This window comes from Paenibacillus phoenicis, from assembly GCF_034718895.1.
GTDB lineage: Bacteria > Bacillota > Bacilli > Paenibacillales > Paenibacillaceae > Fontibacillus > Fontibacillus phoenicis.
Genome location: NZ_JAYERP010000001.1, coordinates 2,545,267 through 2,571,078, shown reverse-complemented (window position 1 = coordinate 2,571,078; position 25,812 = coordinate 2,545,267). Strand labels below are relative to the sequence as shown.

Below are 25,812 nucleotides of genomic sequence, written 5' to 3'. Positions count from 1 at the left end.
TTCTCATATTCCAACAGAAAAAAACGATCTCAGCTACTTCCAGTCACTTTTGAAGTGAAAGAGCGTATTCCTCCGTATTGTTGAGCAAATCGATTTTTTGCTGCAGTTTGACTACGAAGCTCAAGAAGTCGGTGCTTTTCTTATTTTCCAATTTGAATGAGTTGATGATATTTTTGATGGTTTCGTTTTGCTCGGAGGTTAATTCATCTATAATTAAAATGATCCTTAAATTAGAACGGAATGCCTTGTCCAGCAAGCTGTGAAGATTGTATGAAATGTTCTGTTCTTTGATTTCGGGGTCCAGTTCGTGCATCCACGTCGCTGCTTTGGACATGATCGAATCATCCTCGTTGATGTATTTGATGATTTTTCCGGACCACTTATGAATTGTATCTTCTCTGATTTTCGTGTCTGTAGCAATGCTAAAAGTGGATGCAAACCGCATTAGCTGCGGGATAATGTGTCCATTTAGATGCTCGAATTTTTCCAAACGTGTTTTTTTGTATCGTCCATAACATTCGTATTCAATTAAGTTAACTTGAATGGGCATCGTTTTATTATCGGGAATGAAGCGGACGAGCACTGCATCTGGGTAACCGCTGATCCCAGCGATCATTTTGTTATTAGCATCTTTTTTAGGGGCAGTCATAAACATTCTGTTTTGTGGGATAAGCACGGACCGATGCTCGGAAAAATCATCGAATAAATGATAAAAGTTAGCGTTGACCAGCGGCTCCAGTCCTTTGATTTTGTCTGTTTCATTCTCAAATTTGACCGTGACATAGGTGCTCGTGATGTTGATTTTAACATCGGGAACAGTGTTCAAGACTTCTTGGTAATTTTCTTCAGTCACCTCATCCGTGGACCACTCTTCAGCATCAGAAGGGTTACCGTTGCAGTTAATCGTAAAAGGCTGTTCGAATTTGAACAGATCATTGGTTCGATTTTGTTCAAAGCCAGTCTGAAGCAACTGCAGAGCCGTCTCATCGGTTATGGTTTTTGCGGATTGCACATATTTGAGGCTCCAATACTTTCCACCGGCTTGCTCCAGAATGCTGATGTCAAACGGTTGGCAGTATTCGATTTCGCAAAGAGTGAAACATTGAGGATATTGATCGCTGTCTTTCCAAGGCCGAAAATCGGTAGGTTCTTTTAGTTTACCGCGAGCTCCGCATAGTGATTTATTTCCTACTTTCACTACAATATAGACCCGGTCATTCACGTTAGCGACTCTTTTCGTAAAGCCGGCTACTTGTTGATTGACGCATGTATAATAATTTTCCAAAGAAGTTCCACAATGTAAGATACGCTCTCCCATGTCCATCATCCTTATCTTATGATTAAATTACCAATTTCGACATGGTTAGTAAAAATCCTTTCTGGTGTAGTAACTGAAAGAGAGAAGGGTTTGTTATGCATAGAAATATACCTATTGAAGTTTAGAAAAATATTAAGAAAGAGGATGGTACAATGCTAAAATCATTTGATATACCAGATACTGATTTTGATGGTTTACGTCTTTTGTTAGAACAGTTGACCTCTGATAAGGTCGAAGTACAAAATTATTTAGGTGGAAGGTCGCTAAGAAAAGTTGAAATCAATTCTGCCGAAGGAAAAGTTAGACTAGACTTACGTTCAGAGCTTTATTTCCATTAAGGTGTCTATTATCAAAGCCTGATTATTGGTGTTATTGCATTGGCCCCTGAGCGGATGGGGATTGGGACAATAGTGATCGAATGGTTAAAAAATTATGCCAGAAGCAAAGGTTTTGAACGAATTTGTATCGAAAATGCTAACACGGAGGCGAGTATTGGATTGGCAAGGAAAATGGGTTTCATTAATGTCCCTAGTAGTCCAATTATTCAAGAGGTTCTCAAAATAGAGGCGTCGCCTGATTATCATTTACTGCTAGTAAGATCATAATTACTTTTTATAGTATATTTTAGATCTAAAAAGTACCCCCAACTTCGAGAGAGTTGGGGGAGTTAATGCTTACATTGATCATTTCTGTAATATTCCGATACTCGTAACAAATTATTGGCTAACCTAGAACTTGGTTTCGGTTGATCACTCCCATTTCGAATTGATTTACAGCATCATTCTATGGTTAGATACCTAGACCGTATCCGGCGAATGCCTATAGTCAAACGCCCTTTTTACCATTTTTGATACAAAGCCAGATTCGCAGGACTTTGGAGTTCTTCGAAAACTCCGCACGGATGGCCTGTTACAGAAAAACAAAGAAGAACCCCAAGCGAAAAGGGCAAGGGGTTATAAAGCAGGTGATTTGCTTTGATTCTAATTTATGAACAAATGCTTGCACATGTTACAGAAAACGAAAAGTCGCTGCTGTTCGAAATCCATATTTCCAATTCGGATATTACGATTTCGAGATGAAAATAAATAAGGAAAGTTTTGTAACTCCATTCTCGCAAAAGCTGGAATCTTCTAGTATAATATGTCTATAAAGCGAGGATTAGACAGGAATTTGGACTATATCTTCCCGCTTGTTATTAGGACAAAGGTCCGTTTTTCGGTCGAAACTGTGCTTCTATTGCTTATCTTAATGAAGGACTTGAAAAGAGGGAGGGATTTTGATGTCGAATCTATGTTAGGTAGTAGCACCTGGTGGCTGTTAAATGACATTATAGTGGTCAGGTGAGGGATTCGATCATCGCCATGGACGAATGGGTTATGAAGTAATCTCCGATTGGTTGTCCAAATAAATATGAGCTGAAGGAAAAATGGCAAACCCGCTCGAAAGACGGGGACGCAAAGCCACGGGTCTGCGGCCGTAAGGCTATGATCGCCGGGTTACCCTAAAAGGCAGGCTTCTGGAGAAAAGGCACGTTAGGGTACGTGTCTTTTTTGTCGTCTATGTCCGATTCCGAATAAGCCGAGGAACCTCATCGAGGGAGGGAACTGAAGTGGTGCTTGTATTGTCATTATTGTTGATGACCGCCATTCTGCTATTCACCAATCCGAGAAGCGAGCCAAATCGTTGGGCCGGTTCAGTCGCTTTTTTCTCTGTACTTGGAGAGTTGACTATCGCCATAGATGAGAAGATAATTCCCGCAATTGTCCCTTTGGCAAACGATTCAATTATAGCCGGACTGGAATGGGTAAAAGAGTTTTTTTACTTCTTAGCCTTGTACATGCCTCCTTATTCGTTGTTGATGTTCAGCTTGAGCTATGCGGGATGGTTTCAACGGCGAAAGGGTTGGAAGCGCTCCACAATCGTTGGGGCACTGATCCCGGTTCTGATCATGTTTCTTCTACCTTCAGAGGCTTCACGTGATACACATCCGATACCGCTCTGGGCGATGATTTATTACGCTACCGCAGCAGTGCCATGCTTGAGGTTGGCATACCGTGAAGTTGATGAGAGGATCAGACAGCAACACCGTGTGGTCTGTTGGATTGTTGTACCGTCGATCAGTTTTGTACTGCTTTTCGATTATATTCTGCCTTTGCTCCGATTCTATCCGCCCTTTGATACCAAACGTGCTGTTTTAACGGCAGTATGCATTTGCTTTTATGTATTTGTTGTTCGTTACGGTGTATTGGGTGTCCGAATCCGATTGGAATCTACACCCCAAGAACCATATGGGAACACTCCGCTTATATTTCAATTCTATCATGCTTTAAAAAGTGAACTGGGAAAAATACAGGTCGCAGCCAGACGTATATTTAATCTTGCCCAACAAACCGAGCAACAGGAATTGTATCGGGACACATCTCATCTAATCGATGCAACCGAGCGGATAATAGCAATAGCTTTCCGTTTTCGTCATTCATCACAACAGTTGGTATTATACGAGCAGTCATGTATTATAAATGAACTCGTTGAGCAACTATTGGATAGCTTGGCGGGAGAATTTTGCAGCAAGAATCTTAAAGTCCGAAAAAAATTGGATGAATCGATTGTTTTGTATTGTGATTCTGTTCACGTGCAACAAGTCATGAAGAACCTCTTCTATAATGCCATTGAAGCGATGTCCGAAGGAGGGTGTCTGACTATAACGTCTAATCTCTCGCAAGAAACGATGGATATTACCGTTCGTGATTCCGGTTGCGGCATCGCTCCGGAAGCCATGCCATATATATTTGAACCTCACTTTACAACCAAATCGAACGAAGGGAATGATGGATTGGGGTTATTCTACAGTCATGAAGTCATGCGACACCATCAGGGGTCCATCGAGGTACAAAGTCTAATCGGAATCGGTACGTCATTTACGCTTCATTTTCCCATCCAAAGAGTCATTCGTCATTCACCGTCATTGAACCGATGGGAGGGAGACCATGAGCAAGATCAAAGTACTATTGGTGGAAGACGATCCGGTGTGGAACGAATATATATCCGAAACGGTGAATCGGGAACAGGATTTGTTTTTGGTCGGAACGGCTCAGACGAAAGTCAATGCAATTCGCATTGTCAGTATGTTAGACATTGATGTGGTGCTATTGGATGTGGTGCTGGATGGGAAAAAGGCAGACGGGCTTGACGCGGCGCTCGAGATTGGCAGCATGAGTAATGCGAAAGTCATCATGCTTACAGTATTAGATCAGGCAGGGATCGTTTCTGAGGCGTTCGGCAACGGTGCTTTCAATTATATTCTCAAGACGGCGCTTGAAGATATTCCGGAGGCTATTCGAGCCGCATATGCGGGCCTATCCTCCATTCATGCTTCTGCCGCAGGCGTGCTTCGATCCGAGTTTGTACGAATGAAGCAACAAGAAATGCGCCAAAAATTAACGCGAACCGAAGTTGAAATCCTCCGTTTTATTCACAATGGTCATACCCGTTCCGCAATTGGGGAACATTTGCATATAACAGAGAGTACTGTCAAAAAACATGTGAACCGAGTGATTCGAAAACTGAAGGTGCACACCGGCAGGGAAGCTGCCAAGAAAGCAAAAATGAAAGGGATATTATAGCGTCCATGTGTATTGATATTGAAAGTCGCGAATAGCACCTAACCATTACAGGTTAGGTGCTATTCTATTTAATTGGCATCTATTTAGGTACAGCACTCTCGTAGAAAACCATCGAAGAACTGAGGCTGTCGTGCGTGCCAATCCGCCAGGGCCTGCGTAGCCAACCGTCGGTTGATTTCTGACGGAACACTTATGCTTTAGTATCTATCTTTTGTCCGCGATACTGATCCTGTATCTCTGACTTGTGCTGCTGATGTACTGTTTCAGTATGTTGGTGATTTGACGATATTTTCTTAGTCCCTCCGTGCATATTTTCCATCCCGCAATTCCTTGGCATTGCTGAACTCGACACACCGTTTACTGCCATAGATATTCCTCCTCAATCAATTTTTGCTACTCGTTTATCGTAGCACTTATTTGTGTCGTTCCTATGTGGATTTAATGTAGTGAAACATATTTATCTTCTTATTGCCGTCAACTGAACCCTCTTTTAATTTCGTTCTATTCTATCAGTGTTACGAATAAAAATAGAGTAGTCATCAAAAACGAAGAGAAGGGGATCAATGATGCAAACCAAATTGAAAGGGATCTGCTTGTCCGTATTTCTAGCTTCTTTCTTTGTCTCATTAAAAGAGGTAGTACCAGCGTCGCTGATACTACCAGCAAACGTATGGGTTAACTGGGAATTTATTAATAACCTGATTATATTCAAGCTGCGCATCAGTGATCGCCAGCTTTGAATAGACTTCCAGCGATTTTTGACTTTCATGGCCGGATTATGGCTGAATCAACGCATCGTCGATTCCTTGCTTCTTCTGTCAGGTTAGCAAGAAGTGGCGGAGCTTGTGTGGTGATAAATTCTGAGTCAGTCCGGCTTCCTCGGAATACTTGGCCAAAATCTTTCGGATTCCCCGATCCGTGTATTTTTTCTTCCAGAAGGACTCAAATAAATACACAGCCTGTTTCTTTCTCATCGAATCTACATGCATGGCCAGCAGTTCTTTGAAGGACTGAGGGAAAGGAACAATCCGATCTTTGCTCCCTTTCCCTTTGTTAATCCGGATCTGGCAGTAATTAAAATCGATATCCGTCAGTTTTATATGGATTAATTCACTGACGCGGATGCCGGTATACATCAAGGTTTTCACGATCACCATATCCTGAAAATTCTTTGCCTTCCAGACGACCTCATAGTATCGTTTTAAATCTTCTTCGGTCGGGACATAGGGCAATTTTTTTGAAGCTTTCGGCACTTCGATTTCAAGCCTATCTCTGAGGTGATGAAACAGTCTTTTAAGGTAAGCATAGTCAGGCCGTTCTGCCCGCAGGTATTTTGCCAATTCGCGGGCTTTCTTTTTTGCAGATACACGTTTTTCAATCATGCCAATTCACCTTCTAACGGAATTCGTTCCTTCATGTCCAGACGGAATATGCCATACGGATTCACGTGGGTATTAATTAACGGAGTTAAAGCCCGTGAATCTTCTGGAGTCATCAGGTCAAACCATTCTCCGATAACACATTTTGAAACATGATGGTATTGATGTACATCAGACAATTTTGTAACAGATGCAAGGATAATACGGCCATTTCCTGATCTTCCATGCGATTCGTGGCAATTTCTCCACCTTTTCCATAGAAAATAAAGCTGTTGGCCGAGTTCCAATTCTCTACGACATTTAATCCCTCGTTGATTTCGCGGCGCAACTCCTCGGAGTTTAAATAGTTACAGAGGAAGATGGTTATTTAGGTTGCTTCAGGTTATTCCTGGTGAATCGTTTCAGGATGGCTTCAGTCTCTGCAGTACCCAAGCGTAAAGTCGTCGCATATTTCATCATTTGGTCATACTGCTGCCGGATCAGCTTCCAGTTGATCGGACGTGTCAGCACCGTTTGTAGATGAGGGTAAGCATCTGTCATTCCTGCCTCCGCACGATACAGCTTTTGGGAGTGGATCGCTTTTAATCGCGGCATGAGCTGAAAACCCAACAAATTGCAAAAAGCAAAAGCGACTTCACTTTGGCCGTGAGAATCCTCATAGTTTTTCTCTAGTTCCATATCGGTACAGTGTCGAAGCAGCCCTTAGATCATAGCTGCAATCTCGGAAGAAGAACATGATTTGAGCTGAGAGTAGATGTAAGTAGAGTTTTTCTCGACATGCCAGTAAATCATCACGCCGCGGCCACGATACCGAACATGCCACTCTGTCATCAGATTCTGATACCAGGCCCCGAACTTCTTGGAGTCGGAGGCGCAAGAAGTTGTTCCTTCTCCCCATATATCCTGCATCCGTACCCGAAAGATCGCATTGAACACTTCAGCAATGACATTGCGCAGGTTGTCTTTGTGAATAAACTTGCGCCGCACATAAAGCAGATCCTTATAGCTCTCACCATGATCACCGGTACTGACCCGTTTTAAGCCATTATTGGTTCCTAAACCGTAAAGAGAAAGAATCAAGCGTTTCTGCAGCGTCTCCCGATCCAAAATCTCGCGGTTGGCCACCGTCTTGAATTATTCCGTAAATGAAACACGCAAATCTGTCTCCTTAAATATGTCCAGCAGGCTGGTCATCGGCCAGCGACGTGCAATTTCAACTTTTACTCGTGCTAAATGGGTCGGTTCTGGCTGCGGCTCCAAAGGGAAGACAGAGATCCAGCCGTTTCCCTTTTCTGTAATTCGCACTTTGGGGTTCTTGGGCATGCCATCATTCAGCTTTTCGAGTCCTTGAATCATCACTTGTTTCAGTGCAGCAATAAACGAATCCGCAGCTAAGGGCTGATTCAGTGCCTTGTAGTTTTCTTCGCGACGTTCTTCGAAATCGGACGGAAGATCTTCATCCGGATTCCGGTACCGATTAGCTCCAGGTACCCAGATTTCTTTGCAACGCAATTTATCCCGCAGCATCTATAAAGCGCTGATCTCGTAATTGATTCGGTTCATCAGTTCCTGTCCTTTGTCGTCTTTTTCGATAAGGATATCTTTGTATGCGGTACGGATGACACCATCGATCGGAATGTCATTAGATAAAGGGAAATAATGCAGACCGGAGTCTGCGTACTTTTTGATCAACTCCAATGCACGTATAACAGGTTGGTGAACCTCATTATTGGAACGAAAATTAAGAATGCAGAGAATTTCCGGAACCATCCGACGGTAATGGCTGCCATAGGAGGCCCGGATGACGGTATGGATTTTTTCGCGGTAAGCTGGACCGGTATGTTTAAATTCTTTCACCAGATCCTTTAAAGTTTGCTCGTAGACGACCGGGTACAACACGTCTTTGATGATGCCATCAAGATGGCTGATCGCGGTTTGCGCCAGATTAAACAAGATCCCGTATTTGTTACTGACTCTTCGTAAATCCTTCAGACTTTCCTTTTCTACCTTGCATTCTGCACCAACCCCGATACGATGAATGATCTGAATAAGGAGATCGACCAGGTTGTCCGATATTTCCATGCTGCGGAGCCAAAAGAAAGCCGCTAGTAGCATGTATCGAATCGGCGCAGGATGACGGCGCAACTCCCGAATATCCTCAGTGGACACACGCTGCCGATATTTCTTCAGCACTTTAGGAGGAATATCCTTAAACAAATCGACCGGAAGTTCTAAATTTCGAATCGTGCGAAGCTTATTGATTTCTTTTAACACACTCTCAAGTCCTGCTCGTCCAGATCAGCTTTCAATTCATGAAACGATAACTGTCCATGCTCTTCTCCGGAAGCCTCTTCGTCATCGGTTCCCAAATAAGCGATGCGATCAATCAAAGAGTCTAGCTTGGTCAGGGGTGAGGAATGCAGTTTTTGATAGGTCGTTTGGAAGAAACTTTCTTCGTGGCGGATCGAATGAGCCGTTCGATGCGCTCTGGGGTAGGAGGTGCGATTTTCAGCTCACGAAATCGACTGTAGACATGTTCCTTTAGGTGTTCAATATCATGATCATGATGCAGGACATGTTGGCCTAACCATGTCGTCATTTCCTCTACGTCCTCTATCGTATCCTCACGGAAGCCAAAGAACTTGCGGATCTGTGTCCGATGATACGTGATAGAGGCCCCTGACCAATCGTACCTGGCATACAGTTCCGAATCGGAAAAAATCTGTTTGGCAATGTAGGCAATCACAGCTTTGGGGACCTCGAACTTGTGCGTCGGAAAACGGGCTTCATTTTGAAAAAACTTCAATAACACAGCAAATCCAATCCTGGTTTCCCCCGTTTTATTTTCTATCAACTTCATTTCGTTCGGGAGTATGGTGAAATGCTCAATCAACTCATCCAGTTCCCAATTTCGTTTCATGATATCCCCTCCGGATAAAGTTCCTATAATGGTCAGTATCGGAACAATCAAAATGAAGTTAGTGTATCTTGCCTTCTATAATTAGGCAAATCATCGATTGATCACAACGAAGTTCCGATACCAAAAAGATTTTCGGAACTTGAATATTTTAGACATTTCTGCGAAATAATCAAATCAGTATTTGAATAATTGAAAAAGTGTTGTATGATAATAATCAAACAAATATTTGATTGAGGTGGTTCCGTGGAACATGTAGATACTTGCGAGATCTTTTGTTTTGACGAGCATAAGGTCAATCGGGTAAAAGAAAAGCTAAATAGACATAATTTTAAAGATATGACCCAAATCTTTAAGGTTCTCGCTGATCATACGCGGCTGAAAGTGGCCTATGCGCTTTGCGATGAGGATGAACTTTGTGTTTGTGATGTAGCCAATATTATCGGCTCCACCATGGCAACAGCTTCCCATCATTTACGGCTGCTGCGAAATATGGGCATAGCCAAGTACCGCAAAGAAGGGAAGCTTGTTTTCTACTCACTGGAAGACGAGCAGCTCAAACAAATGATCAGGCTCGCCATGAAGCATCAGAAGGAGGTTGTTGGCGTTGAGTAGAGTATCGGAATCTTCAGATCGTAAACACGTATACCGCGTTGAAGGATTTACATGTGCGAATTGTGCCGGAAAGTTTGAGAACAATGTAAAGCAGCTACCCGGGGTTCAAGATGCGAAGGTGAATTTTGGTGCGTCTAAAATCGCCGTTTACGGCGATGCAACGGTTGAAGAACTGGAGAAAGCTGGGGCATTTGAGAATTTGAAAGTCGTCCCGGAAAAGCCTGTACGTGCGGCAAACCCGATTGTGACCGAGGGCAAACAAGTATTCAATGTTCAGGGATTTACATGCGCGAATTGTGCCGGAAAGTTTGAGAATAATGTTAAACAGATTCCTGGCGTTCGAGATGCCAAAGTGAATTTTGGAGCTTCGAAAATTGCCGTTTATGGCAATGCAACAATTGAAGAACTGGAGAAAGCCGGCGCCTTTGAGAATCTGAAAGTAACCCCGGAAAAAGCCGAACGGGGAGCTGCCCAAGAAGTTAAAAAGGAAGTCAAAGAGCCATTTTATAAAAAGCACAGCACGTTATTGAATGCAGCTTTACTGATGGTGTTCGGTTACCTTTCCCAGTATGTAAATGGTGAAGAAAACCTGGTTACTTCCTTGCTATTTGCAGCCTCGATCATCATCGGTGGATTCTCACTCTTTAAAGTTGGCTTTCAGAACTTATTGCGATTTGAATTTGACATGAAAACCCTGATGACCGTAGCCATTATCGGCGCGGCGATCATTGGGGAATGGGCGGAAGGCGCAATTGTCGTTATTTTGTTCGCTATTAGTGAGGCCCTGGAACGATTCTCGATGGATCGGGCAAGACAATCGATTCGTTCCTTAATGGACATCGCACCAAAAGAAGCACTGGTCCGACGCAACGGGCAAGAAATAATGATTCATGTGGATGACATAGCGGTAGGCGACATCATGATCGTGAAACCCGGTCAAAAGATCGCTATGGACGGTGTGGTTGTCAGTGGCTACTCTGCCGTTAATCAGGCAGCGATTACCGGTGAGTCCGTGCCAGTTGAAAAATCGGTTGATGACGATGTCTTTGCCGGTACGTTAAATGAAGAAGGTTTGCTTGAAGTAAAGGTAACGAAGCTTGTGGATGATACCACTATTGCAAAGATTATTCACCTGGTTGAGGAAGCACAGGGTGAACGCGCACCTTCGCAAGCCTTTGTTGATAAATTTGCAAAGTATTACACACCCATCATCATGATCGTGGCCGCTTTAGTCGCAATCGTTCCGCCGCTTTTATTTGATGGAAGCTGGGCTGCTTGGATTTATCAAGGGTTATCTGTACTTGTCGTGGGTTGTCCGTGTGCACTCGTTATTTCGACGCCAATTTCCATCGTATCGGCTATCGGAAATGCGGCGAAAAAAGGCGTCCTTATCAAAGGCGGCGTTTACCTCGAAGAAATGGGGGCCTTAAAGGCCATTGCGTTTGATAAAACCGGAACCCTGACAAAAGGCGTCCCTGTAGTAACGGATTACAACGTATTTAGCAAGGAGACCAATGCGTCGGAATTGTTGTCCGTCATTACTGCATTAGAGTATCGTTCCCAACATCCGCTTGCCTCAGCCATCATGAGAAAAGCGGAGGAAGAGGACATTTCGTATTCGGATATCAAGGTTGAAGATTTTTCGTCCATTACAGGGAAAGGGATCAAAGGTATTGTCAACGGAACGACCTTTTACATTGGAAATCCGAAACTCTTTAAGGAAATGCCAACCGCTCTTTTCAGCAGCGAGCAGGAGCAGTTGGTCACTAGTCTACAGAACCAAGGCAAGACGGCCATGGTTGTCGGAACGGATCGTGCCATTCTCGCAGTAATCGCGGTAGCGGATGAAGTTCGCGAGTCAAGTAAAGAGGTTATTCAAAAGTTGCATCAGCTTGGCATCAAAAAAACGATCATGCTTACCGGTGACAACAAAGGTACGGCCAAGGCCATCGGCGGACAAGTTGGCGTATCGGATGTTCAGGCAGAACTGCTGCCGCAGGATAAATTAGACTTTATTAAACAACTGAGATCCGATTACGGGAACGTAGCAATGGTTGGGGATGGTGTCAATGATGCCCCGGCGCTGGCAGCTTCCACGGTTGGCATCGCCATGGGCGGAGCCGGTACGGACACGGCGCTGGAAACGGCAGACGTGGCTTTGATGGGTGACGATTTAAGAAAACTGCCTTTCGCGATAAAACTAAGCCGAAATGCACTTCGCATCATCAAACAAAATATCACCTTTGCACTTGCAATTAAGTTGATTGCTTTGCTACTCGTTATTCCGGGCTGGCTCACGCTGTGGATTGCCATCCTTTCCGATATGGGGGCAACGCTCCTGGTTGCATTAAACGGTTTACGACTCATGCGCACGAAAGAATAAAAAGTAAAGGGCTGCTGCGAGTCTAATGGGCAGCCCCATTTTTCTGTTAAAACGTAACTGTGAATGGCTGGCGTTTTGTTTGGCCATTCTCACATATTGTTATGTTAATAGTCTTCGTCTATTAAAGGTAAAGGAACGTAGTCGAATATGAATAATCATTGGAATAAAGTGATCTTTCGATTTTGGGCACCCTTCTATGATTACCTCTTTAATTCGGGGCCTTTTCTAAAGGCTCGGAAAAAGATTTTTGAGAGTCTCGAAATTAAGCCTAAAAGCAAAATTCTTTTTGTGGGTGTCGGTACCGGAGCAGACCTGAGATTCATTATGGGCAAGGATGTTTCTGTAACAGCAATCGACCTTTCACCCGAAATGCTTGATCGAGCCAAGAAAAAATATGACTCCCCAAACATTAAGTTCATGGAGATGGATGCGGAAGATTTGACCTTTTCACCTGAATCATTTGATATGGTCATTGCAAACCTGATCTTATCCGTCGTCCCCAATCCGGATCTATGTTTTCAAGAAATGATTCGGGTTACGCGAACAGGGGGACGTATAGTTATCTTCGATAAATTTGCCCCACCATCCGAGGATTTGTCTTTAATAAAAAAAATCGTACGTCCTGTTATAGCAATTATGGGTACCGATATCGGCCGTCATTTTGAACCAATTATCATGCCGTACAAAAACCATTTTCGAGTGGAGGAAGATGCTTCAGCCCTGTTTAACGGCATGTATCGAAAAAAAGTACTTCGCAAAATTTGATCCGTATTTTTTCCAAACGTTTGCGGGTGGTGTCAGCGACGCTGGTACACCCCTAAAAGCCATTCCCGCGTACATTGAACTAAACGGATCTAAGGCGCCTACCTTACCAGAAAAAGGTCAGGTTCAGATGGTAATGGAAGAGAAGACTAACATACATAGATCAAGCAAGACAACAAAAGTAGAGAAGCCGAAACTAATATCTTCCGTGAAAAATCCAGTGGTATCCCCAGTTGCAAAAAAGATGGTTCAAAATAGAGAGGCAGTACAATCGGAACAACCTCGAGTTCTGATTTACCATACCCATAATCGTGAATCTTGGCTGCCGGAACTTCAAGGCAAAACCGCTCCCAATGAGGCCTTCGAATCCAAAATAAACGTTACTTTATTGGGAAAGGATCTATCCAAAAAATTAAAGGCAAAAGGAGTGAGTGTGGTCCAATCTGCTGATGATTATCCTAGTAAAATAAGTAATTTCGAGTACGTAAAATCGTACACCTATTCCAAGGCTACATTGAGCAAGGAGCTCTCTAAACATAAATCCATAGAATATGTATTTGATATACATCGAGATTCGGAATCAAGAAATAAAACAACCATTCTGTACAACAATGTGAATTACGCTAAGTTATATTTTGTTGTCGGACGGGATAATCCCAATTGGAAACAAACCAAAAACTTTGCAACTCGGTTACAGAATAAATTAAACGAAAAAATACCTGGAATCTCCAAGGTCATTTACCAAAAGGATCATTCCAGCGGGAATGGTCAATATAATCAATCGCTTGCCGAGTTTAGCGCACTCATTGAAATCGGCGGTGTAGAAAACGTATTAGAAGAAAATTATCGGACGATATCGATTTTGGCAGATGTGATTCATGAAATTTGGCATGAAGATCATAATTCGGCCATTTAATAAACATGATTTGATAATGCCCTATTAACCGCGGGCCGAAAGGATAAGCTTTATGTAAATATTTTGAATATGAGGACTTTCTGGTTCAAAGTTTGATACATTCTTAGGCCAAGAAACTCCTGCCGAAATGGCAGGAGTTTTTTGCTTATAGTTTCAATAATTTGGCATTGATGGCTACAATGACGGTGCTTAAAGACATCAGGATGGCGCCGATCGCGGGGTCCAGAATAATTCCAAACGGCATTAGGACGCCTGCAGCAAGCGGGATGGCAACGATGTTATAACCTGTCGCCCACCATAAGTTTTGCATCATTTTGCGATAGGTCACTCTGGAAAGCTTAATGATATTGACGACATCTTGCGGATTGCTCTTGATAAGTACGACGTCAGCTGTCTCAATCGCCACATCAGTGCCCGCACCGATCGCGATCCCTAAATCTGCCTTGGCAAGCGCTGGAGCATCGTTAACTCCATCTCCGGTCATCGCTGTACGCAAACCTTCTTTTGTTTGAATCTGGTCGATTTTATCCGACTTTTGATGGGGGAGAACTTCGGCGAAGATTTCATCCAAGCCTAGCTGCTTACCGACATATTGGGCTACCTTTTGGTTATCCCCCGTTAACATGATGGATTTAACTTCCATATCTTTCAGTTCCTGAACGGCATCTTTGGCTGTATCTCGGATCATATCTGCCAGTGCGATCATCCCGGCCACTTGACCATCAACGAGGATAAAGACAACGGTTTTCCCCTCTTGCGACCATTGATTAAAGCGTACCTCATCAAACGGAAGGTGCTTCTCCTTTACGTATACAGGACTTACCCCCATAATTTCCTTACCATCCACAACCCCTTGGAGGCCACTACCCGGGAGTGCTTTGAAGTCAGTCACTTCTTTAAGCTGAATCCCTTTTTCCTTTGCAGCTTTTGTAATGCCTCGGGCGATTGGATGCTCGGAATGTGTCTCTACGCTCGCTGCATTGGTAAGAAGTTCCGTCTCGGAAGATACGTTTCCGAGATGGATATTCGTAATCCCGAATTCCCCTTTGGTTAAAGTTCCTGTTTTATCGAACACAATGGCTTGGATATTCCGTGCACCTTCAAATGCGGTTCGGTTGCGAATCAAGAGCCCGTTCTTCGCGGCAAGCGATGTCGAAGTTGCAATAACAAGCGGAGCGGCGAGCCCTAACGCATGTGGACATGCGATTATCAACACGGTAACCATACGTTCCAAAGCAAAGGAGAGCGAATACCCGAGTGCAATCCATGCGGAAAAGGTGAGAATCCCTACCACCAATGCACCGTAAAAGAGCCACTTAGCGGCACGGTTCGCCAGATCCTGTGCTCGGGACTTGGAAGCCTGGGCTTCTTGAACGAGTGCAATCACTTGCGAGAGGTACGTTTCTTTGCCTACGCTCTGAACGGAAATCTTGACAGAGCCCTGACCGTTAATGGAACCACCAATGACTTGGTCGCCAGCTTGTTTTGCATTCGGTACGGATTCGCCGGTCAGCATCGATTCATCAATCAAGGTTTCGCCTTCAGTAATCTGACCGTCGATCGGAACTTTTTCACCCGGTTTCACGAGTACGATATCGCCTTTTTTTAGTTCAGTGACATCGATTTCGATAATCTCGCCGCTTTCTTTTACCAAATGTGCATCGGAAGGCATAAGTTTTGCGAGCTCCTCTAAAGCTTTAGTGGCCCCCATGATGGACTTCATCTCAATCCAATGCCCGAGTAGCATAATGTCGATTAACGTGGCAAGCTCCCAGAAAAAGTCTGTCGTGGTGAGTCCGAAAGTAGAGCTTGTACTGTAAACATACGCAACAACGATGGCGAGACAGATGAGAGTCATCATGCCCGGGTTTTTTACGGAAAGTTCATCCTTAGCCCCTTTAATAAAAGGCCAGCCCCCATAGAAGAAGACAAATGAGGACAAGAGGAACAGAAGGTATGTATCCCCCGGAAATCGCCAGCTTACGCCCATGAACATTTGAATCATTGGGGAAATGATTAGGATCGGAATCGTGATAATTAAGGATATATAGAAACGTTTCTTAAAATCTTCAACCATATGCCCATGATGGCCGGAATGATCATGTCCGCCAGCGTGCATAACATGGTTTCCATGTTGGTGCTCATCATGCTGATGATGATCCTCGTGTCTTACATGCTGATGTTGCTCATGCTCATCATGTTGGTGATGTTGGTGTTCGTTGGGTTCGTGGTGCTGTTCTTTATGTTGATGTTCAGAAGAACGACGGGAATGATCGCTTTGATCATGTTTATGATTGTTATTCATGATCTTGCTCCTTCGCATAATTTGTTATTTTTAAGTATTTAATTTAACCTCTATGTGATATTTTAATCACCACCTTCCCTGTTCTTATTCCAACATGGACATATTGTAGAAGAGGCTATGGCATTCTTAATTTCATCTTATAAAGGACATATACACTATGTAAGAACGGTAACTAAATAATTAAAATCTTGTAACCCTACAAGCAGTAGTATAAATATGGTATATTGATAATGTCAATTTTCGATACGTTCTTATTTTTATAAAAATCATCTGTTTCGACATTTCTAATAGCTTCCGAAAGCCCTCAGTAAGTGATTAAACATTCATATTACATTTTTTGTACTTCTATAAAAATAAGGATTGACAAAATAACAGAAAATAGACTACATTATGTAGGGTTACAAAAAATTAATTTTTGCCGAATTTCTTAACAGAAAACGGGGGAACCAATTTTGGGTGAATTATTCTTTTCGTAAAAAGAATATAGGGAACCTTCTACCGAACCCTCAGCTAACTCCGTAGGCATCGAAGGGAGACTACATATTTGAGAAAATTGATCTTATCGACATTAGGTGCAGCACTTATTTTTTCAGCGAGCGCTACCAGTTCCTTTGCTAGTTCGGCCAAACTTGAAAATGAAGTAGATAAAGTGGTGGGGACTCCTTACTTGTATGGAGGTACAACAGTAGCCGGTTTTGATTGCTCGGGTTTTATTTTATATGTTTTTGATAAGTTCAATTTGGATTTGCCTCGTACGTCAAAAAGCCAGGCAAAAGAGGGAACTCCGGTGGATCAGGACAAACTTCGAACTGGAGATTTGGTATTTTTTAATACGGATGGGAAGGGTATTTCTCATGCAGGCATCTATATCGGCGACAATAAGTTTGCACACTCTTCAAGTAGTAAAGGTGTAAGAATAAGCAGTTTGTCAGAATCTTATTATAAAGAGCGGTATGTTACTGCAAGGCGTGTTGTGAGTGAGCAGAGTTATCTTAAAATGATTGGTCAAGAATAACTATAAAAAGGACAAGCTGTAAGAAATTATCGGCTTGTCCTTATGTTTTGCAAAAATAATCATCCAAGGAGGATGATTATTTTTGTAAATTGACCAATGAAAGTTTATTAACTACAATATGTAGTATAGGATGAAAGGGTGAAAGCATGTCTGTTAAACGGATGTATTTAAACGAGGAGGGGCTAAATCGCTTTTTTGGCTCACTAGAAGCTCAAATCATGGAGATTATTTGGGAACATAATAGAATAACAATTAAAGAAGTTCAGTCTCTTCTGGAGGATGATTTATCTTTCAATGCTGTGATGACGGTGATGAATCGCTTGATTGAAAAAGGGCATCTGAAGAAAACAACAATAGGGAAGGGGAGAGCCAGGCAGAGTTATTTTGAACCTGTACAAAGCAAGGAGGAATTTATTACCGAACAAACGAAAACTGTTACGGTAGGTTTAATTCACGACTACGGGGACTTGATGGTAAATCATATGGTCGACGCGATGCAGCAGGCCGATCCTCAGTTGATGAAGTTATTAGAATCACGTTTAAATGAATGGAAAAAAGACCGTCATGATAACCATTAAAAAGCATGACATCATTTTTTTCTTGATGATCGCTATTGGATTACTCCTATGGATTAATATGGCAATTTATATGTTGCATGAAATTTGGGGATATTCCATCCAATGGGGAATATTGGAGTATTGCCTTTCTGCTCTAGGAGAGAGCACAATGATACACCAGTTCATATTAATAGGATTGAATATCGTTATTATATACAGCCTTCTAACATTTTTTTACATCTTGTTCAAACAAGTAAATCTAAAAAAACAGTGGAATAAAGAGGTTCGATTCAAATCGGATATTTTGTTAACGGAAGCGATAAATAGAACATTTCAACAATTTAATGGAAAAATTATTGTTATTAAAGACCATTCACTATTCGCTTTAACTTATGGATTTGTTCGACCGAGAATTGTCATTTCTACCAAGATGCTGGCATGTTTCGATCAAGAAGAGATTACAGCGGTATTGCTGCATGAATACGCTCATCTAAAAAAATTCGATCCTCTTCGTTCGTTAATCATAAATATCATAAAAGACAGTCTTCCTTTTGTACCGATTTTTAAAAAAATGCATTATTTCATTCATGTTTGGATGGAGATCGATGCCGATCAATATGCCATGATGCACATGGGGTCCCCATATGCTTTGGGTAGTGTGTTATATAAATGTGCGAGTTCAAATCATCAACGATTACCCATCGGGGTTGGATTTGCGGATGATCCCATCAATTATCGGATACAAAAATTAATTGAACCGAGTTCTCATATCAAAATTCCAATGATGGATATCCCCCCTATGGTTATATCTTTTAGTGTATTCATCACGTTTGCTGTCATCATGTTATTTAACGGCTGCACATAAAAGCCGTTTTCTTTTTCGTTTTAAAACTACGTATTGTAGTATATAAAGTGGCTCGATGGTTCATATTAAAAGCGATAGGAGAACAGATACATGTGTGGAATTCAGCCAGATTATATGAAAATGGCCATGATGAATTGATTAACGTTATGAGAAATCCTTTATACGGTCTTGTTGATTATCATAAATGATTAGGAGAATGATCATGTATAGAGTAAAAAAGAAATTGTCCTGGGGATTTGGTTTTTACTTAGCAGTAGCTTTGGTCACAATTATCATATTTGCAATATGGGGTGGAATTAAAAAAGCCAAAGAATCAGAATCAAATTTGGCTTCTTTGATCCCTGAGTCCGACACACATCCACACGTCTTTAGTTATGCACCCGATGACACAACGGTTTGGATAGGTACACATACAGGTGTATATGAACTTATTGATCAAAATTGGCAGAAAACTTTTGAGCCTATTAAAACCAACGACGTGATGGGAATCGAAACGGATTTCGAGAATCCTTCAAAAATATATGCTGCAGGTCACGGATTTGTGAAACGATCTATTGACGGCGGGGATACGTGGGAAACGATTGAAAATGGACTTCCTAATCAATCCAAACCCAATGAACCAGATGCGCATTATTTAGTTATGGATCCTGTCGATCCAAATCGTTTATTTACCTTGCTGGCAGGTTCAGAGAACAACTTATATGAAACAAAAGATGGGGGCGAGACATGGCGAAACATAGGCACTCTGCCTGAAGGTGCCTACTCCATTACGGTGCTGCCGGGAGTTCCTGCTTCCTTCTTGGCGGCCACGGAAACAGGACTTATTCAATACATTGTTAATGAAGGTAAGGTTCAGAACATGCAGTTAACCAATGAACCGGCATATGGGGTGCTTTATTTAGCAAATGGGGAGGTCATCCTTATGGCGGAGAGCGGATTTCTAAAAACAAAAGATTTGAAAAACTGGTCAGACCTTCATGTTGACTTAAAGGGCGAAATGCCACTCGGCATCAAAGCATCGAAACGTGATCCCAACCGGCTGCTCATTGTGACTGACCGCTATTCTGTTTTTGAAAGCGACAATGGCGGCAGTAGCTGGTCACTGAGAGCAAGTATTGAATAAACATATATCTTCTGATCTCTCCTTGTTTTCATTATCTATTATTTCAAAATTTAGATGTCTTCATAAATTCTACACAAATTTTAGATATACTGTTGGAGATAAAATCAATACGAGGAGGATCATTATGAAAGGTAAACTAAAAATTCTACTTGCAGTAGGTGCTTTTAGTGCCATCGTGGCAGGTTGCGCGAATTCAGACAGTCAAAACGGAATGGAAGGTATGGATCATTCAAAAATGAACATGAGTGATTCTCAACAAAATACGAATCAAAATAACCAATCAGGGGAGATCAAATTGACGAATGTTACTCCTGTTGCGGATGGGAAAGAGTTTACGATCACCGCGCAAACGAGCAACTTGAAAGTATCGGATGATTTGACGTTGCCTGTGTGGACGTTTAACAACTCGGTGCCTGGTCCTCAGATTCGTGTGAAGGTCGGTGATACCGTGAAAATCAAATTGAAGAATGAGTTGGAGGAGCCTGTCTCCATACACTGGCATGGCTATCCCGTTCCAAATAATATGGATGGTATTCCGGGAGTAACTCAAGATGCAGTGCCTGCAGGTAAGGAATTCACATATGAATTTAAAGCGACTGTTCCTGGTACTTATTGGTATCATTCGCACCAAGATAGTGTAAATCAGCTTGATAAGGGCTTGTATGGTACGTTAATCGTAGAAGATCCCAACGAAAGCTATGACCGTGATTATACCCTTGTGCTGGATGAGTGGATGAGCTCAGGTGAGATGGATATGAGCAACGCGGAAGGCATGGAGGGGATGGATCACAGCCAAATGAACATGGGCGATATGAGTAGCATGACAGAGATGGCTGGGCATGATATGAGCATGTACGACCTGTACACCATAAATGGGAAAACTGGGGATTCGATTGATAAGCTTATCGTGAAGGAAGGGGATAAAGTTCGTATTCGTTTGGTCAATGCGGGCTACATTACGCATTTGCTGCATTTACACGGACATGAATTTAAAGTTATTGCCTCCGATGGGCAGCCTGTAAATAGTCCAGCTGTGATCACCGATCAAGGCATTGCGATCGCGCCTGGTGAACGCTATGATCTCGAATTTACTGCCAATAACCCCGGATCATGGCTCTTAGAAGAGCATGGAAAAGATGAGCGTGTGAAGAACATGCGTGCTGTGATTGAGTATGAGGGAGCAACAGGCAAAACCGATGCCTCGAATGCGGATGTTGAGCTGCCTGTCTTTGATTTAACCAAATACGGTCAACAAGCGAAGTCTAATTTCTCTTTGGATCAAAAGTTTGATCAAGACGTGAAATTAAATCTGAACACAGAAATGAAGGATGGGGAAATGGTCTACACGATCAATGGAAAGATGTTTCCTGATACCGATTCGATCAAAGTAGATAAAGGGGACAAAGTGAAGGTTACCTTAGTAAATTTGTCTAAAACCGATGACCATCCCATGCACTTACACGGACATTTCTTCCAAGTATTAAGTAAGAACGGTAAACCTCTTGAAGGAACACCTGTGATCAAAGACACGCTTAATGTGAAGCCTGGCGAAGAATACGTGGTTGCATTTGAAGCGGATAATCCAGGGGATTGGATGTTCCACTGCCATGATTTGCACCATGCGTCCGCAGGGATGGTTACCGACGTGATGTACGAGGGCTACAAAAGTAATTACACACCGGACCCTACAGTCGGAAATAAGCCTGAATAATTTTTAAGACTCCTGCAGCGATCAGTCGTTGCAGGAGTTTTACTTTTGTTTATCTTAAAGGTTATCGACAAAACTCTCTTCTATTTTTCATCTTCTTACTTTCTACACAGATTCTCAACATTTTCCATGTACAATGAACTCAACTTAGATTACGAGAGGAGGATAAAACGAAGAAGATTATCCGGTGTTTTTAATTCCAATTCACGATTAATGAGTAAATCAAGAAATGGAGGAGACGATTTTGATCAAGAAGTTTTGGAAGCACGGCAGCTTGGCGTTCCTTTTACTCGCGGCAAGTGTCTTTGGTTCTGTAGGAGCTGCTAATGCAGAACAAGCGGAGCCGGCCAAACAAGATTTAAATATCCTGACCACCACTCAATTGCGAAAACTGCCTCCGTTAAAAGAAACAGACATTATTGTGCCAACAGGTAAAGTAAAGGAGTTTACGCTCGATGTCAAAGAAGGAAAGTGGGAGTTGGTGAAAGGGACAACCGTAAATGCCATTACAATCAACGACACGGTCCCTGGACCGGAAATTCGGGTGACTGAAGGAGATACGGTTCGTATCACGGTCAAAAACAACCTTAAGGAAGACACATCAATTCACTGGCATGGGCTCCATATTCCAAACAATATGGACGGAGTACCTCCTTTCACGCAGAATGGCATCAAACCGGGTAAATCTTATACTTACGAGTTTATTGCAAATCATGCGGGAACTTTTATGTATCACTCCCATTTAAATAGCGTTGAGCAAATCGATAAAGGGTTTTACGGAGCGTTTATTATAGATCCGCAAAAACCCGAAGCACAACCGAAATTTGATCAGGATATCACCTGGATGCTTGGCGGCTGGAACGTAGACGATATGCAAGTAACGGGTGTTAATGGGACGATGTCAAATAAAGCTGGTATGGATGTGGAAATGCCGAATGCACATGGCAAGATGACGGATATGGCAGGTATGGATATGGGGATGCATACTGCAGAAGGAACCGGCTCAGCTCAGATGAACATGGACTACAATTACTGGACGATCAACGGGAAAGCATTCCCGGATACGAAACCTCTTGTTGTCAAGAAGGGAGAAACCGTTCGCTTACGTCTCATCAATATCAGCAACCTAAATCACCCGATGCATTTGCATGGACACGATTTCCGGGTCATTGCGGAAGACGGCCATCCCATCTCCGATCCACAGGTCATGAATACCATTGATGTTGCTCCCGGTAAAACCTACGATATTGAATTCATTGCCGACAATCCGGGGACCTGGGTATTCCATTGCCATGAACTGCACCACACAATGAACGGGGAAGTGGAACCAGGCGGATTAATCGGCGTGATCAAATATGAAGGTCAACTGGCTGTTCAAACCCAGAGCGGTATGGAATAAGTCACAGGAGGAGTTCAGTAAGAGAGGAGAAATAGTTTGAAGAAGATTATTGGATCAATTTTATTCCTTACCCTTCTTACCGTATTTAATGCCGGAAGCGTGTTTGCCAGCGAGTCGGCATTACAGTCGGAAGTCGATCAGGTTTTGGGAACCCCATATCTTTATGGAGGAACGACAACCGAAGGATTTGATTGTTCAGGTTTTATTCAATATGTGTTTAAACAAGTGGATGTTGATCTTCCTAGAACAACGAAATTGCAGGCCAAAGAAGGAGTAAAGGTGGAGAAGAAAAACCTGCGTTCAGGGGATCTTGTATTTTTTAATACGGACGGAACGGGCATCTCGCACGCCGGTATTTATATGGGGAATGGATTATTCTCCCATTCATCTGCAAGTAAGGGAGTTCAAATCAGCAAACTTTCGGAAGATTATTATGTCGAACGTTATGTAACCGCTCGCCGTATATTATCTGATGATGAGTATTATAAAATAACGAAAGAATGAAAGAATGGCTCAGGACATCAGTTGGACAGGCTTGATTCTAGAATTTATCAGTAAAAAAGGAGTGCTTAAAACGCACTTCTTTTTCATTCCACCACTTAGAGGGGCGTAGGCATTCTTGATAAAGCCAATCAATATAAAGGGGAATTTATTAATTTTATCGAGTATTTTCTTAGTATCGGTTTCCTTATTTGTATACCAAGTAATACTAACAAGAATATTTTCGGCACTTTTATCTTATCACTATATTTTTCTTGTCACATCTTTTGCAATATGCGGCGTTGGTATCGGAAGCGTACTTGTATATATGCAGCAGAAAAAGACAAAAGCACTGGGGAAGAGGATAAAGCCGCAAGGTTTAGGATATGCTGCTTTGCTATTGGCCTTCATTTATCTTGTCATATTATCGGTAATCTATAAGCTGCCTTATATAAATAGTGTTTTAATCTATGCTGTACTGGGAACCTTTCCTTTTGTAATAGGGGGATATTATATATCCCTTCTTTTCAGACTATCCGCGGGGATAAGCAATAAACTATATTTTGCAGATTTACTCGGCTCAGGGGTTGGGAGCGTTGCTGTACTTCTATTATTGAACAATTCGGGAATGTTTAGGTCTTCTCTGGTTATATCTATTGTTGCCTTATTGGCCGCGCTGAGCATCTCGTTGTTTTCCAACTTTAAGAGGTTGATTGCTGTAACCATAGTTTCTCTCATTCTATTATCTTTAGGTTTGCTCATTCCAGTTCAGTATATAAATTCGATCGAGAAGAATTTCAACGGATTATTGACTAATTCAGGAAAAACGTTTGGGTCTTATCAAAATGAAGGCGAGAATGCAGAAATTATATCTACTGAATGGAATTCATTTTCTAGGACTGATGTTATAAGACTACCGGAAATACCCGACTATATGGTAGTTACCATTGATGGAGCGGCTAATGCCCCAATGATGAAATATAACGGCGATTTAAGCAGCCTGGAAAAATATAAAAAAGAAACTGAGTTTTTACCTTTTTCGATGGGGAAGAATGATAAATCTTTGATCATTGGGCCTGGAGGGGGGAGAGATATACTATACGCTTTGGCGGCCGGGAGTAAAGATATTACTGCAGTTGAAATTAATACTTCGAGCATTAACGCCGTAAAAAAGTATTCAGATTATAACGGCAACATTTACAATTTGCCGGAAGTGAAGGTTTATCCAGAAGACGGCCGGAATTTTGTCAGAAAGACGAAAGATAAATTCGATATGATCTTTTTATCTTTAGTGATGACGAATGCTTCTCAAAGTGTGGGGTATGCTCTTTCGGAAAACTATATTTATACCGTTGAGGCAGTGAAAGATTATCTAAAAAAACTGGAAAGTAACGGAAGAGTCGCCTTTCTTGTTCATGATCAAAACGATCTTGAGAAAATAGTATCGACCTCAATTTCAGCGCTAATGAATAGGGGAATTCCTCTAAAAGAAGCACCGAAACACATCGCTATTTTTACCAAAGCTATGCCTCAATCCGAACACGGCGATGATGCTGCACATATTCATTACCCTGTTGTTATTATAAAAAATGCTCCTTTTACGGAAAATGAAAGTAATCAGTTAATAGGCATGGCGTTAGAAAATGGGAATATTCCGTTATTCCTTCCTAATATTTACGAGGAGGGTCCGCTAAAGCACCTAGAAGATGAGCACGATAATTTCGAACAATTCACAGCTAAATTTAGCAACAATGTGGTCCCGTCTACAGATGATAGTCCCTATTTCTACAATTTTGAGAAGGGTTTACCTACATCGCTGCTTATTCTCCTTGCAGCAGTCGGAATTGGGAGTGTGGTTTTCTTTGCCCCGTTTCTAATAAGAAATCGGAGTTTGATGAGACCAGCACTTTACTTTGGGCTTCTAGGTGCCGGATTTATGTTGATTGAAACACCGCTCATACAGAAATTTTCTCTTTACTTCGGTCATCCTGTCATTACTTTTAGCTTTGTTCTGGCGGCATTGCTGGTTGGCAGCGGGGTGGGAGGATATATGAGCAGGAATAAATCGCTCAACAAAATTCTGAAAAATGAGCGTATACCCCCTCTTTTGGTCGTGGTAGTCAATATAGCATTAATACTGTTTTTAGAAAAAATGTTTCTCATAACGTCGGAGTGGAGCTTAGTTAATAAAATCATTGTTGCTTCCATATTAGTGATGATTCAAGGGTTCTTTATGGGGATTCCATTTCCGAGAGGTCTAAAACGACTTGAGGAATCTGGTAAAGTGGATGCAATTCCGATGATGTTCGGAATAAACGGAGTTATGTCTGTAATAGGCTCGGTACTAGCTGTTATTCTCTCCATGAGCCTGGGGTTCAATGGCGCACTGCTCGTTGGCGGATTCATTTATGCTCTGATAAGCGTTATAAATAGACCTTAATTTTGAA

General features: G+C 42.2%; 20 protein-coding genes, 1 pseudogene and 2 riboswitches. Of the genes and pseudogenes, 16 read left to right on the top strand and 5 right to left on the bottom strand.

Annotation, left to right across the window (positions count from 1 at the left end):
* Positions 1-43: 43 nt before the first annotated feature.
* Positions 44-1,318: a hypothetical protein gene (locus U9M73_RS12070; RefSeq protein ID WP_127575686.1), complete on the bottom strand. Its 1,275-nt coding sequence runs from the start codon at positions 1,316-1,318 to the stop codon at positions 44-46.
* 152 nt (positions 1,319-1,470) lie between these two features.
* Here U9M73_RS12070 and U9M73_RS12065 point away from each other — a divergent pair, with 152 nt between their 5' ends.
* From U9M73_RS12065 to U9M73_RS12055, 4 genes are all read left to right on the top strand, one after another.
* On the top strand, positions 1,471-1,656 hold the full coding sequence (locus tag U9M73_RS12065) for a hypothetical protein (protein WP_127575685.1): 186 nt from the start codon (positions 1,471-1,473) through the stop codon (positions 1,654-1,656).
* Positions 1,657-1,710: 54 nt separating this feature from the next.
* On the top strand, positions 1,711-1,923 hold the full coding sequence (locus U9M73_RS22200; RefSeq protein ID WP_371859506.1) for a GNAT family N-acetyltransferase: 213 nt from the start codon (positions 1,711-1,713) through the stop codon (positions 1,921-1,923).
* A gap of 813 nt (positions 1,924-2,736) precedes the next feature.
* A riboswitch (cyclic di-GMP riboswitch) is annotated at positions 2,737-2,822 on the top strand.
* 105 nt (positions 2,823-2,927) lie between these two features.
* Positions 2,928-4,457: a sensor histidine kinase gene (locus U9M73_RS12060; RefSeq protein WP_323077443.1), complete on the top strand. Its 1,530-nt coding sequence runs from the start codon at positions 2,928-2,930 to the stop codon at positions 4,455-4,457.
* On the top strand, positions 4,345-4,941 hold the full coding sequence (locus U9M73_RS12055) for a response regulator transcription factor (RefSeq protein ID WP_323079124.1): 597 nt from the start codon (positions 4,345-4,347) through the stop codon (positions 4,939-4,941). The genes U9M73_RS12060 and U9M73_RS12055 overlap by 113 nt, the downstream gene beginning before the upstream one ends.
* A 190-nt stretch (positions 4,942-5,131) precedes the next feature.
* On the opposite strand, the gene U9M73_RS12050 is transcribed toward U9M73_RS12055, so the two are convergent.
* The 3 genes and pseudogenes from U9M73_RS12050 to U9M73_RS12040 form a co-directional block, all read right to left on the bottom strand.
* Positions 5,132-5,308 carry a hypothetical protein gene (locus U9M73_RS12050; protein ID WP_178020448.1) on the bottom strand — a complete coding sequence of 59 codons (177 nt, stop codon included), beginning with the start codon at positions 5,306-5,308 and terminating at the stop codon, positions 5,132-5,134.
* A gap of 451 nt (positions 5,309-5,759) precedes the next feature.
* The gene (locus U9M73_RS12045) at positions 5,760-6,323 is read right to left on the bottom strand and encodes a tyrosine-type recombinase/integrase (RefSeq protein ID WP_255315307.1); all 564 of its coding nucleotides are present in this window, start codon (positions 6,321-6,323) and stop codon (positions 5,760-5,762) included.
* Positions 6,320-9,240: pseudogene (locus U9M73_RS12040) on the bottom strand (Tn3 family transposase). Before U9M73_RS12040 ends, U9M73_RS12045 begins: the two are co-directional and overlap by 4 nt.
* Before the next feature lie 243 nt (positions 9,241-9,483).
* Between U9M73_RS12040 and U9M73_RS12030 the strand changes: the two are divergent.
* The 4 genes from U9M73_RS12030 (at position 9,484) to spoIIP (ending at position 13,913) form a co-directional block, all read left to right on the top strand.
* On the top strand, positions 9,484-9,852 hold the full coding sequence (locus U9M73_RS12030; RefSeq protein ID WP_127575681.1) for an ArsR/SmtB family transcription factor: 369 nt from the start codon (positions 9,484-9,486) through the stop codon (positions 9,850-9,852).
* Entirely contained in the window at positions 9,845-12,235 is a 2,391-nt protein-coding gene (locus U9M73_RS12025) for a heavy metal translocating P-type ATPase (protein ID WP_127575680.1), read from the top strand. The genes U9M73_RS12030 and U9M73_RS12025 overlap by 8 nt, the downstream gene beginning before the upstream one ends.
* 147 nt (positions 12,236-12,382) lie before the next feature.
* On the top strand, positions 12,383-13,000 hold the full coding sequence (locus tag U9M73_RS12020; RefSeq protein ID WP_127575679.1) for a class I SAM-dependent methyltransferase: 618 nt from the start codon (positions 12,383-12,385) through the stop codon (positions 12,998-13,000).
* Positions 12,945-13,913, top strand: coding sequence for a stage II sporulation protein P (gene spoIIP, locus U9M73_RS12015; RefSeq protein ID WP_178020446.1), 969 nt, complete (start codon positions 12,945-12,947; stop codon positions 13,911-13,913). The genes U9M73_RS12020 and spoIIP overlap by 56 nt, the downstream gene beginning before the upstream one ends.
* A gap of 145 nt (positions 13,914-14,058) precedes the next feature.
* Here spoIIP and U9M73_RS12010 read toward each other — a convergent pair whose 3' ends face one another.
* Positions 14,059-16,218: a copper-translocating P-type ATPase gene (locus tag U9M73_RS12010; RefSeq protein ID WP_323077439.1), complete on the bottom strand. Its 2,160-nt coding sequence runs from the start codon at positions 16,216-16,218 to the stop codon at positions 14,059-14,061.
* A gap of 406 nt (positions 16,219-16,624) precedes the next feature.
* A riboswitch (cyclic di-AMP (ydaO/yuaA leader) is annotated at positions 16,625-16,758 on the top strand.
* Positions 16,759-16,762: 4 nt separating this feature from the next.
* Between U9M73_RS12010 and U9M73_RS12005 the strand changes: the two genes are divergently transcribed.
* The 8 genes from U9M73_RS12005 to U9M73_RS11970 all read left to right on the top strand — a co-directional run bounded on the left by U9M73_RS12005 (position 16,763) and on the right by U9M73_RS11970 (position 25,805).
* A complete protein-coding gene (locus U9M73_RS12005; protein WP_127575676.1) occupies positions 16,763-17,233 on the top strand; it encodes a C40 family peptidase in 471 nt (156 codons plus the stop codon).
* A 146-nt stretch (positions 17,234-17,379) separates the two neighbouring features.
* On the top strand, positions 17,380-17,811 hold the full coding sequence (locus U9M73_RS12000) for a BlaI/MecI/CopY family transcriptional regulator (RefSeq protein ID WP_127575675.1): 432 nt from the start codon (positions 17,380-17,382) through the stop codon (positions 17,809-17,811).
* The gene (locus U9M73_RS11995) at positions 17,798-18,655 is read left to right on the top strand and encodes a M56 family metallopeptidase (protein WP_164744113.1); all 858 of its coding nucleotides are present in this window, start codon (positions 17,798-17,800) and stop codon (positions 18,653-18,655) included. The genes U9M73_RS12000 and U9M73_RS11995 overlap by 14 nt, the downstream gene beginning before the upstream one ends.
* Before the next feature lie 202 nt (positions 18,656-18,857).
* Positions 18,858-19,778: a beta propeller repeat protein gene (locus U9M73_RS11990; protein WP_127575673.1), complete on the top strand. Its 921-nt coding sequence runs from the start codon at positions 18,858-18,860 to the stop codon at positions 19,776-19,778.
* Between the two features lie 124 nt (positions 19,779-19,902).
* Complete coding sequence (locus U9M73_RS11985; protein ID WP_127575672.1) at positions 19,903-21,489, top strand: multicopper oxidase family protein; 1,587 nt, start codon at positions 19,903-19,905, stop codon at positions 21,487-21,489.
* Between the two features lie 241 nt (positions 21,490-21,730).
* Complete coding sequence (locus tag U9M73_RS11980) at positions 21,731-22,885, top strand: multicopper oxidase family protein (protein WP_323077436.1); 1,155 nt, start codon at positions 21,731-21,733, stop codon at positions 22,883-22,885.
* 36 nt (positions 22,886-22,921) lie between these two features.
* Positions 22,922-23,389 (top strand): C40 family peptidase, encoded by a 468-nt coding sequence (locus tag U9M73_RS11975; protein WP_323077435.1) that lies wholly within the window; start codon positions 22,922-22,924, stop codon positions 23,387-23,389.
* A 115-nt stretch (positions 23,390-23,504) separates the two neighbouring features.
* Positions 23,505-25,805, top strand: a complete 2,301-nt coding sequence (locus U9M73_RS11970) for a spermine/spermidine synthase domain-containing protein (protein WP_323077434.1) — start codon at positions 23,505-23,507, stop codon at positions 25,803-25,805.
* The last annotated feature ends 7 nt before the right edge of the window (positions 25,806-25,812 follow it).